At 61.9% G+C, this 14338-nt stretch carries 12 protein-coding genes and 1 tRNA gene; 1 reads left to right on the top strand and 12 read right to left on the bottom strand.

The genetic code is table 11. The features are described 5' to 3' along the window. The 7 genes from VJZ71_21160 to VJZ71_21130 all read right to left on the bottom strand — a co-directional run. Positions 1-801, bottom strand: an 801-nt coding sequence (locus tag VJZ71_21160; protein HKQ50593.1) for a glucosidase, incomplete at its 3' end; no start/stop codon positions are given. Positions 802-893: 92 nt separating this feature from the next. After that, entirely contained in the window at positions 894-1727 is an 834-nt protein-coding gene (locus VJZ71_21155) for a hypothetical protein (GenBank protein ID HKQ50592.1), read from the bottom strand. A 48-nt stretch (positions 1728-1775) separates the two neighbouring features. After that, the gene (locus tag VJZ71_21150; protein HKQ50591.1) at positions 1776-2459 is read right to left on the bottom strand and encodes a sigma-70 family RNA polymerase sigma factor; all 684 of its coding nucleotides are present in this window, start codon (positions 2457-2459) and stop codon (positions 1776-1778) included. After that, on the bottom strand, positions 2456-2722 hold the full coding sequence (locus tag VJZ71_21145) for an STAS domain-containing protein (protein HKQ50590.1): 267 nt from the start codon (positions 2720-2722) through the stop codon (positions 2456-2458). The genes VJZ71_21150 and VJZ71_21145 overlap by 4 nt, the downstream gene beginning before the upstream one ends. 164 nt (positions 2723-2886) lie before the next feature. Beyond that, the gene (locus VJZ71_21140) at positions 2887-4818 is read right to left on the bottom strand and encodes a sigma 54-interacting transcriptional regulator (protein HKQ50589.1); all 1932 of its coding nucleotides are present in this window, start codon (positions 4816-4818) and stop codon (positions 2887-2889) included. 158 nt (positions 4819-4976) lie between these two features. Further along, entirely contained in the window at positions 4977-5351 is a 375-nt protein-coding gene (locus tag VJZ71_21135) for a hypothetical protein (GenBank protein ID HKQ50588.1), read from the bottom strand. Between the two features lie 247 nt (positions 5352-5598). Next, a tRNA-His gene (locus tag VJZ71_21130) sits at positions 5599-5672 on the bottom strand. 520 nt (positions 5673-6192) lie between these two features. Between VJZ71_21130 and VJZ71_21125 the strand changes: the two genes are divergently transcribed. Further along, positions 6193-7587, top strand: coding sequence for a diguanylate cyclase (locus tag VJZ71_21125; protein ID HKQ50587.1), 1395 nt, complete (start codon positions 6193-6195; stop codon positions 7585-7587). A 114-nt stretch (positions 7588-7701) separates the two neighbouring features. On the opposite strand, the gene VJZ71_21120 is transcribed toward VJZ71_21125, so the two are convergent. The 5 genes from VJZ71_21120 to VJZ71_21100 form a co-directional block, all read right to left on the bottom strand. Further along, positions 7702-9417: an SPFH domain-containing protein gene (locus VJZ71_21120; protein HKQ50586.1), complete on the bottom strand. Its 1716-nt coding sequence runs from the start codon at positions 9415-9417 to the stop codon at positions 7702-7704. Next, on the bottom strand, positions 9417-11006 hold the full coding sequence (locus tag VJZ71_21115) for an SPFH domain-containing protein (protein HKQ50585.1): 1590 nt from the start codon (positions 11004-11006) through the stop codon (positions 9417-9419). Before VJZ71_21115 ends, VJZ71_21120 begins: the two co-directional genes overlap by 1 nt. A 44-nt stretch (positions 11007-11050) precedes the next feature. After that, the gene (locus VJZ71_21110; protein HKQ50584.1) at positions 11051-11239 is read right to left on the bottom strand and encodes a zinc-ribbon domain-containing protein; all 189 of its coding nucleotides are present in this window, start codon (positions 11237-11239) and stop codon (positions 11051-11053) included. A 463-nt stretch (positions 11240-11702) separates the two neighbouring features. Continuing rightward, positions 11703-12014 (bottom strand): HU family DNA-binding protein, encoded by a 312-nt coding sequence (locus VJZ71_21105; protein ID HKQ50583.1) that lies wholly within the window; start codon positions 12012-12014, stop codon positions 11703-11705. 260 nt (positions 12015-12274) lie between these two features. Further along, entirely contained in the window at positions 12275-14113 is a 1839-nt protein-coding gene (locus VJZ71_21100) for a DUF3300 domain-containing protein (GenBank protein ID HKQ50582.1), read from the bottom strand. Between the last annotated feature and the right edge of the window lie 225 nt (positions 14114-14338).

The following is a 14338-nucleotide window of genomic DNA, read 5'->3' as shown; positions in this document are numbered from 1 at the left end:
CAACCACTCGGGACGGCCATCAGCAAAGACTCGGAACTCCCCGAGCGCCGGGTGCTTCACCTCGACAAAGCCCTTCGGCGAAAGTCCCAGTTTGGGTTTTTGTCGAGCGAGAGCGTCAGGATCCCCCGCGCCGCACAGCGTTCCGCCTTCGGCAAGATTTCGACCCCAGGACCAGGTGTTGCGGAACCAAATCTGCGGCAGGAGATGAAGAGTGGCTTCTTCAGGTCCACGATTGTGGACCGTGACGCGCATGAGAATGTCGTCCGGACCCGACTTGGCGTATTCCACGAACACGTCGAAATAGCGGTCGTCGTCAAACACGCCGGAGTCGATGATTTCAAACTCCGGTCGTGAGCGGCTGCGACTGCGGTTCTCCTCGACCAGACGGCCGTAGGGAAACTCCCGTTGGGAATACTTGTAGAGCATCTTCAAGTACGAATGGGTTGGCGTCGCGTCGAGGTAGTAATAAAGCTCCTTAACGTCTTCTCCATGATTACCCTCGCCGTTATTCAGGCCGAACAGGCGTTCTTTGAGAATGGGGTCCTTTCCATTCCATAGCGCCAGCCCCAGGCACAGTTGTTGTTGGTGGTCGCTGAAGCCGGCCAACCCATCCTCGCCCCAACGATAGGCGCGGCTCCGAGCTTGGTCGTGCGAGAAATACTCCCACGCCGAGCCGTCCGCGCTGTAGTCCTCGCGGACCGTGCCCCATTGCCGCTCGCTTAGATACGGCCCCCACCTTTTCCAGGCGACGGCGCCCCGGCGGTCCTCCTCCAAACGCACGGCTTCAGCATTTGTTGACATGCTCGGTCCTTTGCCTTGAAGTCCAGATGCTCCATTAAGATGCAAGGTTTCCTGTCAGGTTGCAATCAATTTTGCAATCTCCCTCGTCAAACCTATCCTCGGGCGCCATCCGGTTTTTCCAGTGCCGGCTGAACCCCCGCCTCTATAAATCGGGGGCCCTCGTGCCATAGCAAAGGCGCGACGTACTGGCGGACAAACGTCGTGTTTACGGCGTCCGTATGCCCGCCCAGATTGCCCGCGGCGGCAAACTCCGGTCGCCAGGCGACATTTTCGATCTTTGAATACAGTCGCCTGGTTTCGTCGGAGGGATTGGGAGGAACGTGGAACCCGCGAAGTCCCGCCGAACACGCTCCGCAGAATTGTCGATCTGCGGTGCCCGCAACGGCCACGGCAACACCCAGCACCGCATCGCGTTCAGAGGTGAATACGTGTACGCGGCCACGAACGCGACGCAGGGCCTCCATCATGTCGTAGTGGGACGAAATGGATGAACCGAGAAGCACGACCGTGTCGACCGGCCGATCCACGGAGAGCACTTCCAGCGTGAACACCGCCACGGCCGTGCCCGCCGAAAGGCCGACCAGAGTCACGGGACGATCGGGATGTTCGTCCATGTAATTCTGAATTCGTAAAGCCAGCTTGCGGGCTTGTTCCCGCTTGTATTCGACGCCGGCGCTTTGATCCGCGCCGACTCCCAACCCCGTGTTCCAGACGAAGGTGTTGAAGTCGCCTGGATAACCGGCGACTTTCAGTCCGGATTGCACCCCGCCGCCCCAATTCGTAAGGACGCTCCCGCCGCCGGCGCCGTCGAGATAATACACTTCGCCAAATTGATCGAGTTCGTGGCGATGGGCCGACCCGGCGGAGCAGCCGACAAGGGCCATGACCGCCGACAGAACCGAGCACGTAACCATTTTTCGCAGCATTGGTGCTACCTCGAAAAAAAATCTCGTCGTGAGAATTCTCTCTTCAGATCACGCGGCGACTTCCACTACCCTTGCTTCCTTCGGGAAAGGAACTTCGCCAAACAACGGATCAAGCAGAGTCCGCAGGGCCTGACGGGCCCGGTGCAACCTTGTTTTGACATTCGATGTGCTGCACCCCAGCAGTCGCGCCGTTTCTTCGGTGTCGTAGCCCTCGATGTCCCGTAGCAGCAAGATGGTTCGATAGGAATCCGGCAACGCATCGATGCCGGCGCGGACCTGTTCTCGCGTTTCCTCAACGCAGAGTCGATTGCAGGCGTCGGGGTCCCAGGACCGCACCGTCCCGGCGTGATGGCCATCTGCATTGAAGGAGGGCAGCAGGCTGTCGATCGAAACACTGGGGCGTCTTTTCTCCGATCGTAGCTTCATCAGGCAGGAATTGACGACGATGCGATGGAGCCATGTCGAAACGCGCGAATCGCCCTTGAACGAATCGAGGGCGGCAAAGGCGCAGACGAAGGCGTCCTGGACCGCATCGGCCGCGTCGTGTTCGTTAGCCAGAAAGCGCGACGCGACGGCGAACATACGACCGGTATGCCGCCGGACGAACAATTCGTACGCCCATTCGTCGCCCGAGCGCATCGAACACAGCAGATCGGCGTCGGACGTTTCGGTGCCGCCCCGACAATCGACGTCCTGGTTATTGAAATCCAATTCGACCAAAGATGCGTTCATGGCCGTTTCTCCCTCTGAAGGACTTCCGAAACGAAACTGGAACAGGCGCTGATTTCCGCCCCGCGATTTATGAGGCCCCGAAGTAAGCCCACGCCGGCGCTGTCCACGAAGCTCAGCTCTGAGAGATCAAGCAAGGTGCGATTCGCCTTGCCGGCGGCGTTGTGGCAAACGCGGTCCGCTTCCTGGACCCAATCACCCCGCAGCGTGCCCTCGAACTTGAACGTCACGGTCTCATCCAGTGTCGACTTGCTGATTCTGAACACGGCGAACTCCTTTCGTCGTCCCCCGCTAAAGCACGGGCCATGCCACGGCACGCTCGGACGGCCGCGATTCGCCAAAGTGACTGTGTTGTGGAGAGTTAGGCGCGGCGAAGTCGATCGACGAAGCTTGCGCGAATCGATGGGGGTGCCACGAGATTTCGTGGCGGCTACAAACCTTCGTGGGAGGGCCGAGAGATTCCGAGCTTTTTTAGGCGGCTGCGAAGGGTGTTGGGGTGGAGATCGAGGATTTTGGCCGCCCCGGCCGGTCCGTCGATCACCCATTGGGTCTGTTTCAATACGGAAAGGATGTGACTGCGCTCCGTCGATTCAAGGCTGGTCGCCGGGGGTGCATGCGGTTGCGCTGGAACGGTGGCCGCAAAAACGGCTGGATCGATTTCGAGGGTCTTTCCGGTAGCCAGGATCACCGCGCGCTCCAGCACATTCTCTAACTCGCGGACATTTCCCGGCCAGGAATAGGCGACCAGCCGATTCATGGTTTCCGGGGCGATGCCGTCGATCGCCTTGCCGATGCGGGCGGAGAATCTGTTGGCGAGAAACTGGACCAGCATGGGTATGTCTTCGGTGCGATCCCGTAAGGGAGGCAGATGAATGGGGAATACGCTCAGGCGATAGTAGAGGTCCTCGCGAAACGTCTTGTCCTTGACAGCCTGCAACAGATTGCGGTTGGTCGCCGCGATCACACGCACGTCCGCCTTGATCGGCGCGCTGCCGCCGACCCGGTCGAACTCGCGTTCCTGCAGGACGCGCAGGAGCTTGACCTGCACCTCCATCGGCACGTCGCCGACCTCGTCGAGAAAGATCGTTCCTCCATTGGCCAATTCGAAGCGGCCGATGCGCCTGGCGATCGCTCCACTAAAGGCGCCCTTTTCATGGCCGAACAACTCGCTCTCCACCAGACCCGTGGGTAGGGCGGCGCAATTGACCTTGATCAACGGCTTGTCGCGGCGCGGGCTATGCGAGTGGACCGCTCGCGCGATCAGTTCCTTGCCAGTCCCCGTCTCGCCGGTGATCAGGACAGATGTTTCGGTCGGGGCCACCTGCGCGACATGATTCAAAACGGCCGACAGCGCGGGGCTGCGCCCGACTATTTCCTCAAAGTTATGGACGGATTTGATCTCCTCCTGAAGGTAGAGGTTTTGGGCCTGGAGACGGGCCTGCTCGCGCTCCATGAGCACGCGGTCAGTGATGTCGATGAACATCGTGCGGGTATATTTGCCGCTGGGATCGGGCTTCGACCACCACTGAATCCAGATGGGCCGACCGTTATCGCGGCGACGAAGTTCGAGCACCACTCCGCTCGTATCCGTCCCGCGACCGATCGAGTCAAACGCATCGCGGACGCGGCGCTGGGCGTCGGGCGTGTCGGGAATGAACGACATCCCGACGGTTCCGGCGACCTGTTCGGGCGTGATGCCCAGGATTTTCATCGCAGCCCGGTTCGCGCTGATAAAGCGCGATTCAAGGTCCTCGTGGACATAGGCGATCGGCGCTTCTTCAAAGAGGTCGCGAAATCGCTGCTCGCTTTCGCGCAGCCGCTTTTCTACTCCGATGCGCTCCATCTCCGCCGCGGCGCGTGCGGCAAAGATGCGGAAGATAAACATGCGGCGAGGTTCTTCGGGCATGGGGCGGTCGTCAAATACCGCAAGATGTCCCATGACCTGACCCTTCGAGTCTCGTAGCGGAACGCCGAGATAGCTTTCGATCTTCCACTCGACCAGCGGCTTGTCCTGGGGAAATTTCTGGCTCACGCCGTGCGGGTGGTGACAGAGATTGCCGGCCAACACATCTTCGCAAGGCGTCCCGCGCAGGTCCCATTCAACGGCGTCGCTGATCCCGTCCCGAAACCAGAATGCTATCGTTCGGGCGCGCGTACCCTCCAGGAATTCAGCAACAAAAGCATACTTCGTCCCGGTTGCAGAGGCCAAATGCCGCACAAGTGATTGGAAGAACTCCTGCCCGACGTTCGTCGCCGTGCCTTCCACGATCGCGCGCAATGCGGCAATTTCGTCGTTATCTTGCAATACCGTGGCGATGCGGTTGCCGGCCATCGCCTGAACTGTGTCGCGAGAGTCCGTCATGGTTGAGGTAACCCCTAGCACAATTTAACAAGTTCAATTTGCGCAGTCATCCCTCAATGTCTGGGAGCTTGGCCGACGACGACAGGCGGTTCATTCTAGCCTAAAGACATCGGTATGTGGAATAAGATGAATGCACACCCGAGATCCATCAGGCCAGGTCAACCTTCAGCGGACTCGTTGTCGGCTTCGTCGCCCTCATCGCCGTCTTGCGAAGTGTCGGCGACGTCAATGGGCGGCTGCCTGTCACGCGATCGGCGGGAGCGTTCCAGCAACTCTTCGGCGGGGGTTAGTTCACGTTCCCGCCGGTAGCGATCGAGCGCCGACATGTAGTGGTCCGGCCGCCGCTCGAAAAACCGCGCCTTGGAATTGGCGTCGTTACCGTTACCGGGGCGACCTCTGCTCGCGACAAAGCGGTCGAGTTCACTCGGCCCGGTGTGCGGGACGATATACACACGCGACCGGCTCGACGGCGTCGTCCCGAATTCAATGAGAATCTTGACCCTTTGCTCCATCGCCTTGTCAGCGATGGCCAAGTAAGGACGGTGTACCGGGAACTTCTAGTCCGGCGTCAGGATGACGTCGCCGTACTTCCGGAGGTCCCGTTCCGCCGCCATCCACCGGCTGCGCGTACAGTGTCTCGGTGTTTGCGACGCGGGACATGTGCGGTACTCCTTCGAGCGCCGATCAAAACCGTGTTTACGGTTTTATCCGCTGCTCACGAGCCGCACTTTCGCACGCCGGAAGGTACGCTAGTCTAGCGTTCGGCAGGATTTAGAAACGGGTGAGTGACGGGGCTCGAACCCGCGACCCCTAGGACCACAACCTAGTGCTCTGTCCAACTGAGCTACACTCACCATTGGGCCGAAAATCCGGCCGACGGATTATAACGCGGGCTACCGGGAGTTGCACAGCCGGGGGCCGGCGAGGAGAGAGCGGGACTCCGGCCGAGAATCAGTGGCTTCGTGCGGTGTTGTCCGCTCCGGGTTTTTCCACTCCCTGTTAGGATTTATCCCTGCAAATACCAATCCGGACGGTGCGTTCGGACACGAGAAGATTATCGGCGCGACGCAGCGAGCATGGCGGCGAGGGTGAGTCGCCTTTCTGGGGCGTGGCGCCCAACTCCCATCGTGGCGTGGTGCCGGTATTCGTGGCGATGGTGCGTCAAGTTTGCCCCTGTACGGCTCGATATTGCACAATAAGTAGTATCAGGTCGCCGCGGCGATTCGACCGGCGGGGCCGCCTTGTGCGACTCGCCGATATGTGCCGCGCGAGGCCGGGCGGCCGAACGGGTCCGAAGCAGATGGAGGTTGCGAGGGCCGCTCACGCGCCATCTTTCTGCGAATTCGCAGGCGGGGGAACGTCGACTTGGGATCGATGCGTCAACATTTCTATCGCGGGTTGTTCGGACTCCAGTTCCGAACGACGGTGCTGCTCACGGGCGTGGTCCTGGCGGCGACCGGTCTGACGGGCGCGACGTATCTGCGGCTCTCCCAGCAAACGACGCTGCGTCAATGCAAAATGCACGCGAGCGCGCTCGCCCGGACGCTGGCGGTCGGTGGGGCGCGGGCCGTTCCCCTTGAGGATCGGCAGCGGTTGTTGGCGATCGTCGAGGACGCGGTGCCGGACACCGACCTGTGCTACGTCGTTTTCACGGACATGGGGGGGCGAATTCTGGCGAGCCAGCAGCGTTGCCCCGGCACGGTCAATCAGATCATTCTGCGGGACAAGGACCATATTTCGGTCGAGCCGATCGACCAGGGGCGGGTGATGACGGACGGCGCGGGTCAGGAGTGGATCGACGTGGTCTATCCGGTACCGGCGTATTTCGACGGATCGCCGATGGGCGGCGCGGCAGGGCACAGGCCGACGACGGGTTACGTGCGGCTGGGGTTGAGCCTGCGGGTGCCAGGACAGGCGCTGGATGCCATGTCCCGACACATCATCGGACTGGCGGTGGGGATCGCGCTGCTCATGGTGCCGCTGGGCTACGAGATCGTGCGATATCTCGTCAAGCCGATCAACCAACTCTCCGAGGCGGCGGCGGGACTGGCGATGGGAAAATTGGAAACGCGCGTGGCGGGCGCACGGCGCGATGAAATCGGCGAACTGAGCCGGTCGTTCAACGCGATGGCGGATACGCTGTCCGCATCCCACCATCAGCTCACTCAACAGAGCGCGGAATTGGAGCAGCGCGTGCGGCAGCGGACGAACGACCTGGAGAAGGTCAACCGGCAGCTTCGGGAGATGGCATCGCGCGACTCGCTGACCGGTCTGTACAACCGGCGGCATTTCAACGAGATCTTGTCGCAACTGTTCGCGGAGGCGGAGCGGTACGGCAAGGAATTGACGTGCATGATGATGGACCTGGACAACTTCAAGCGGGTCAATGACACGCTGGGCCATCAGATGGGCGACCAACTTCTGGAATTGACGGCGCGGGTGATCACGGGATCGATCCGCGAATCGGACGTGGCGGTGCGCTACGGCGGGGACGAGTTCGCCGTACTGTTGCCGCAGACGTCGCCGAACGACGCGCGGGTCTCGGCGGAAAGGCTCTTAACGCGGTTTCGAGCGGAGATCGCGCGGTCGCTGCCGGAGGCGAGCATCGTGTCGCTGTCGATCGGTCTGGCCAGCCGCGAGCAGGACCAGCCGGGCTCGGCCAAAGAGTTGCTTAACCTGTCGGACGAGGCGCTGTACCTGGCGAAGGCGGGCGGGAAAGATCGGATCATGGTCCTGCGGCCGGGGCAGTTGGCGGGGAATGCGGCCTGAGCGCCGCCGATCCGTCAGGACCATCGCCTCCGCGATGCGCCGTGAAGCACCGGCAAGATTTCGGGCCATCGAACGTTGACCCTGTAGAACCTGCCGGAACATCGGCCGCCGTTGCTACTTTCTTTGCCGGTCTGCCGGCTGGGTCGTGCTCTGAAGGAGTTTCGCCGCGCCGGCTTCCTCGAACCGGGAGAGATCCGTCCATAAGGTGCCCTGGCCGGCGACGATCAGCTTGATCGAATCCGGCTGAAAGCTCTCCGCAAAGGTATAAAGGTTGTAGGCCCTGGGGCTGCCGAAGGCGCCGACGAGCAGCCGGAAGCCCTCGGCCTCGGCGGCCTTCTTCATCTTCTCCACATCGGCCCTGGCCTGACCGAGGATTTCGGTCCGCCTCGCATCGAGCATGGCCACCTGTTGTTGAATGGTGGCGACTTCCAGGCCGGCCTGGGCGTCGATCTCCGCGGCCATCTTTTCGCCCTCGGCCTGCACCCCGGCGACGGCGATGCGCGTTTCGGCGCGGATCATTTCCCGCGCAATATCCACTTTCTTCTTATACTCTTCGAGCTGTGCCTTGGCCGTCGCGGCATCGCGCTGCTTTTCCTTGGTAATTTGTTTTTCCTTGGCGATGTAGCTTTCCTGGATCGTCCGCTTGAGATCCTCGGCGATTTCGCCTCCTGCATGGGCTTCCGGGGGCTGCACCTCGATTTCGCGCACGAGCGCCAGCAGCACTTCGATATTCTTCTGATTGCAGACGCGCCGGAGTTCGTCCTTGAGATCTCTTTGAAATTTCTCGCGCTTCTCCCCCTGGATGAAGTCGCGGGCGGCGTAGGTCGAGCCGATGTTGCGGCATATCGAGCGAAGCTGAGGCTCGATGACCTTGTCAATCACCCGGTCGCTGTTGCCGAACTGGTTGATCGTCTGGGCGGCGTGGCGCGGGTCAATCCCCCAGATGACGGTGACGCCGACGCGAATGAGAAAACCGGTGTCCGACGGAAACGAGATTTGATAGTTGCTCTCGCCCGGAACGTTTGAGGTGGAGAACTCGTTGAATCCGATTTCAATGAGCGTGACCTTCTGCATTTTCGGATTGATGAAATACACGCCGGGCTGGAGCACGTCCTGCTGCGTGCCCCGCTCGCCGGGCCCGGACAAGGGTCGGACATAGCTGGCGTACTGCGAGGTCGAGACCTGCGAGGTCGCCGCGGGCTCGTCCGATTCCAACTCCGGCAGCATTTCGCCGAGCGCCTGTTTCGGCTGGTCGCCGAGGAGATTGGTCACGACGCCCACGAAGCCGGTGGGGATGACGGTTGCGGGTTGCAGCTCGATTTCGTAGACGTATGGATTGATCTTGTACGTTCCGGGTGTCAGCACTTCCTCGAGGATGCCCGCGTAGTCCGAGTCGCGTTTCACCAAAATCTGTCCCTGCGGCGGGGCCTTGCCGATGCGCCGGGTGACGACGCCGATCATGGGGAAATCGCCCTGCGGTCGGAAATTACCGCCGGAGATCCGCTCCCGCGCCTTGGAACTGATCGTATGGATCCACTCCCACGACGCGGGATTGCCCGCGGGCACGACCGTCAAATCTTTCAGCTCCCACTCAAACCGATACGAATCGCGGAAGTGCCGACCGGGGCCGAGCACCTCCAGCTCGATCCCTTTCTGTCCCGGCTCGGTGGCGACGAGCTGTCCCGGCGGCAGGGCCGAGCCCATCTTGCGAACCAGCACGGCGCACTTGCCCGGCGGAACGTAGATGCGGAATGAGAACCAGACGATCGCCGTACACACGCCGACCACGACGAGCGAAGCGCCGAAAATGAGCTTGATCTTCCTACCCATCAGCGGTTACCTCCCTTCATCGGCGACGCGCCGGCGGATTCAAAGTCCCTGAAGATGTCGGCGAACGATCCGTCGGTGGTCGTCAGGATGCTCTGAATCGACGGGGCCACTTTCTGATAGAAGAATTGTTGCGCGTAGGTCGTGCCGTCTCCGAAGGCGTTGACCGCGGCCTTGAGCGGCTCGGCCCGGGCTTGATAGCCGAAAAGGACGACCTTGGCGTCCGCCTCGCCGCGGGAGCGAATGGCGGCGCCCTCTTTCTCGGCCGCCTCAAGCGTGAGCGTAGCGACGGCGAATTCGCGGTTAGCCTTCGTCACGGCGACATTCTTTCGCTGCTCGGCCTCCTTGGTGAGCGTGACGATCTGGGTGCGCGCCTGGCCGATGGCGTTATTCTGCGGTTGCAATTCCTGCTGCTCGACGAGGCGCGCCTCGGACTTGGCCTCCTCGATCTGATTGGTGTACCGCTCGATCTCCTGATCGGCCTGTTCACGCTGGCTGATGAGGGAGGCGATCTCGGCGGGCGGCTTGATATCGCGCACCAGGGCGGAGCGGATGTCGATGCCCTGATTCCAGCATTCGCTCTTGAGCCCGGCGAGCAGCTTGTCCTGGAAGACGATGCGCGTCCTGCCGCTGATGAACTCGCGCGCCTGGAGCTTGGAACCCTGCAGACGGGCGAGACTGCGGACATTCGGCAGAATGATCTTGTCGAGAACATCGCGCATATCGCCGTACGCCACGGTCACCTCCGCCACGTGGTCGGGGCGGATGGCCCACTCAATGGTTCCCTCGATCGTGATCGTGAAGCTGTCCGAGGAGGGAAAGTGGATGGCGTCGGCCCCGACCATATCGCACTTCTGGCTGCGGACATCCACAATTTCGATCTGCCGGAGATAGGGGTTGATGTATTCGAGACCGGGCGGAAGCGTCGCTCGCTGCACGCCCTTTTCGCCCGGCTCGACGACGTACGTGTTTTTCTTCGCCGGATCCCTGCCCGACAGCAAGGTCACCACACCGGCGTGGCCTTCGGAAATGGCGATGGCCGGGAATTTCAGCACCTCGTAGGCAAACGGGTTGATGTTATGCCGTCCGGGCATCAGGACGTCGCCGACCGGTCCTCGTTCGTCCGGCAGGGTGGCGACGGTCTTGGGGAAGGGAAGCGGCCTGCCGTACTTGCGGATGAGGACGCCGACTTCATTCTGTTTGATGAGCGTGGCGGGGACCACCTGTCGCTCGTAGCTGAAGGGGTTATACCAATGCCGTCCTTCGGTGAGGACTTCAAAGCGAATGCCTTTGTAGGCGGTCCGGACGTCGTCCTCGCTCGTTCCCGTTTTTTGGGCGATGCTCTTTACGAGTTCGGGATAGAGGACGACCTGGTCGCCAAATTCCCCCGGTAGTCCGGCGGGCAGAACGCCGCCCGTCTTGTGGATAAGCACGAGAAGATGGTTCGAGGGCACTTCGACGCGAACGATGAACCAGAAAAACGCAACCACGGCCACGAAGGCCAGCAGGACCAGGCCGACAATCCCCCCGAGGAGAGGAATTCGAAACGGCGGGAACGGGGGACGGATAGAGCGCAACGGGGTCTCTGACATAGCGCGTACTCCTTTCGAGCCTGCGGGGTACCTCCAAGCGGGGCCTACGTCAATCTCGCCCCGCAATGACCGCAAAAACTGGCGCCGTCCGGCGCGGATTGTCCGCAGGCGCGACAGCGCGGGTATTTCGTGCGGCTGGCGGTGTCCGCAAGCGCGCGGCGGATCAGCCACACTCCCACAACGATGACGCCGATGACCGCGACGACGATGAATTGGGTGATGGAAAGGAACATGGGTGGATCGATCTTCTCCAGCCCAACTATACAACAAGGCGGGGGGAGACGGCGACTATAAACGCGGAGGAAGTTTGGAGCGACCTCGTTGCCGTGGGACGGTACTGACGATCAGCGTTGCGCCCGACTTGAAACTGTTCTAGGCGTGGACAGCCCGGTCGCCCACACGGGACACCCCCGCGGGGGTTTCCATCCGGTGCGCGACCACGCGGTGGAGGAACCTGGAGCGCGAACAGGCTCAGTCCATGAGGAAAAAGCGCTGTTTCTCGATTACCGGCGATGATGGCAAGTACTTCGCCAATTCGCCGCGAGCGCGTTGTGAGCACCAAGTTTTTATTTAGAGGCCAATGACGGAGATGTACCTGAGGAAGAATCCCATCAGGGTGTCGTCGGTCGATCTCGATTGCGCCTGGTCGTTGTCTCTCGCGGTCGGGCCATACGACCCGACCGCGAGAGATCTTCACTACTTGACCATGTCCTTTAGCGCCTTCAAGGGTCGCACCTTGATGACCCTTCGGGCGGGCTTGGCCTTGAACATCTGCTCCTCCTTCGTAAAGGGGTTGATCCCCTTGCGGGCCTTCGTGGCGGGCTTATTGATGACCACAATTTTCATCAGGCCCGGAACGACGAACACGCCCGGTCCCTTCTTGCCGACGCCCTTATGGATGAGACCGCCCAGCGCTTCCAAGACGGAGGCGACTTGTTTGCGGGAAAGTTCGGTCTCTTCGGCGATGCTGCTGAGAATCTCGCTCCTGGTGAAGTGCTTCGCGGCCATGTAGTTCCTTTCGAAAACTCGTAAGACTCAAACGGCGGCGCGAGTTCCCTCGCGATCCGACCGGCTCTGCGGCGGCCCCTTGCCGCCATCCCATTGCGGTCGGGATTATCGGGGACAGCATGTTGCGTGTCCACCGGCCACGCCCTCGCCATCCGGGCGAGAATCAACAGCCCGCCACCGGCCCGACAATGGCCTGGTCCGGCCCTCGTTGAGTTATAAGAAGAAGCATGGCAGATGTGATGGCGATCGCCTACCCGAGTTTACCTGCCGCGCCGACCGCCGCCGCCGCCCCGCATCCCACTACCGCGCATGCCGCCGCCTCGCGACCCACCCCCCCGCATGCCGCTGCTGCGAATGCCCCTCGGCGAACTGCCACCCGGCGAACGCATCGACGTCCCCCCGGAGCGAGAGGATATTCGAGGACCGGATGAACTCGAGCCTCCGCCTCGAAATGCACTGCCGCCGCGAGACTGCCCGCCTCCAGAAAGTCCGCGCATCCCGTCGGCGCCTCCGAACCCGCTTCGGCCAATGCTTCGAGGTAAAGACCCGCCGCCGTAGGAACGGCGCGGCAATGACCCCTGGCGCGTGATTCCGCCGCCAGACGAGCCTCCGCCGAACGAACGCGGCGCGCCGCTCAAACCACCCGGCCGGTCGATGCCCCGCGATGTACGCTGGATCTCGCCCTGGCGGGATGGGCTTCTGCCAAGTGGATTGCTGTCACCCCGAAAGATGTTGCCGCCATTTCGGGAATATGGTCGGCCCCCATTGAAGAGACCGCCTCGGCTATCGTCGGTCGGGGAGCGACCTCCGCCTATTCCGCCCCGATTTCCTGATCCGCCGATCGCGCCGGGTCCGCCGCCGTCCCGCCGCCCCGGTTGACCAAGCCCGAATCCGCCCGGCGAGCCGCCGCGACTCTGGCCGGTACGCGACTCACCTCTCCTTGTCCCGGGCATTGCGCCGTCGCGTTCCCCCGAGCGCGGGCCATTCGAGAATCCTCCGAGTGGCCCACGATTCTGGCTTGCGCGCGGGCCATTTCCAAATCCGGAATCGGAACCGCCGCGACCCTGGCCTCTTCGAGGGCCGTTTCCAGATCCTGCACCGGGCCCGCTACCGAAATTGTCTCCAAATCCTCGGCGCGGTCCGCCCGACCCCTCAGCAAACCCACCGCGCGTTCCGCCGCCCGATCGGCGGCCGAATCCGCTCCGCAGGGCGCTGAAGTCCCGCCCGCCTCTGTGACCACCGCCGCGAAAGCGCGGCAGCGCGGAGCCGGACCGGCGATGCCAATTACGGCCCCATTCTCCATGACGATAATAAGCGCGGCCAAAACCGCCGCGATGGTAGCCGTGGTGGCCGAAATGCCAGGGACGATACGCGAGGCAGCGGCTGCCCCAATTGAAGCCCAGGTGCAGCCACGAACCGGTATGACAGCCGAAGCCGAAGGAAATGGAACTGTAATATCCGCCGATCGGCGGCTCGACCCAGCCGTATACCACCTCCGGCACGTATTGCGGCACATAGATAATCTGCGGATCGGCCGGGAGGATTCCGACAAACTCCTCTTCGACATATACCTCCTGCTGCGGGGTGTCCTGGAGCGCGCCGCTGGCCATGGCCTGCGCGCGAAGCCGCTGAACCGCGTCCATGACGTCCTGCTGCTGATTCAGGAACGCGGCGCCGATCGCGTTCGTCCATTCCAGCTCCTCATCCATCCTCTTGAGAAGATCAGGAAATCGTGCGAGGGCCTGAACGCTCGGGTCCAGCCCCATCTGTTCCAACTGCGAAAGGTCGGATGACGAGTTTAAGAAGCGCGCCGCCTGAACGATGTCCATCGGATAGGTCGCGGCGGCGAGGACCTGCGCAAGGAGAGGGTCGGGATAAAGAGCGACCGGTCCGAGCAAGTCGTCGAGTTCTTGGGGCGAAAGGGCCACGTAGTTTTGCCCATCGTCCTGAGGGGGGATGGCATAGGCCGGATCGACTTCTGGATCAACCAGCAGAACCTCTTGGCTATCCTGCGCCAGGATGTTCGTAGATATGGTCAGGACCAAGGCGGCCACCAACAGCAACCGTGACCGGTAATTTTTTGCGAGGCCTGTGATCATTGAAAAGCTCCCGGAGGTATCGGGCTAAGGGCGACCGGATAGTGGCCGCCGCGGCGGCCGACCCATGGCTCCCCTTGCGGACGATCCCCTTGTATTAGTAGACACGTTCTGGAGCTTGAACGATAGCGGACCCCCGAATTGGTGCGATTGGACTGCTTGGAGGGCCTCTGAGGGGGGTGCAGGCCGTCGGAAACCTCTCTTGCCGAGGACGCTCCCGGGAGAGGG

Source organism: Phycisphaerae bacterium (assembly GCA_035275405.1).
Lineage (GTDB): Bacteria > Planctomycetota > Phycisphaerae > UBA1845 > UTPLA1 > DATEMU01.
Note: the sequence above shows the minus strand (reverse complement) of the source record. Positions and strands in the feature narration are given on the sequence as shown.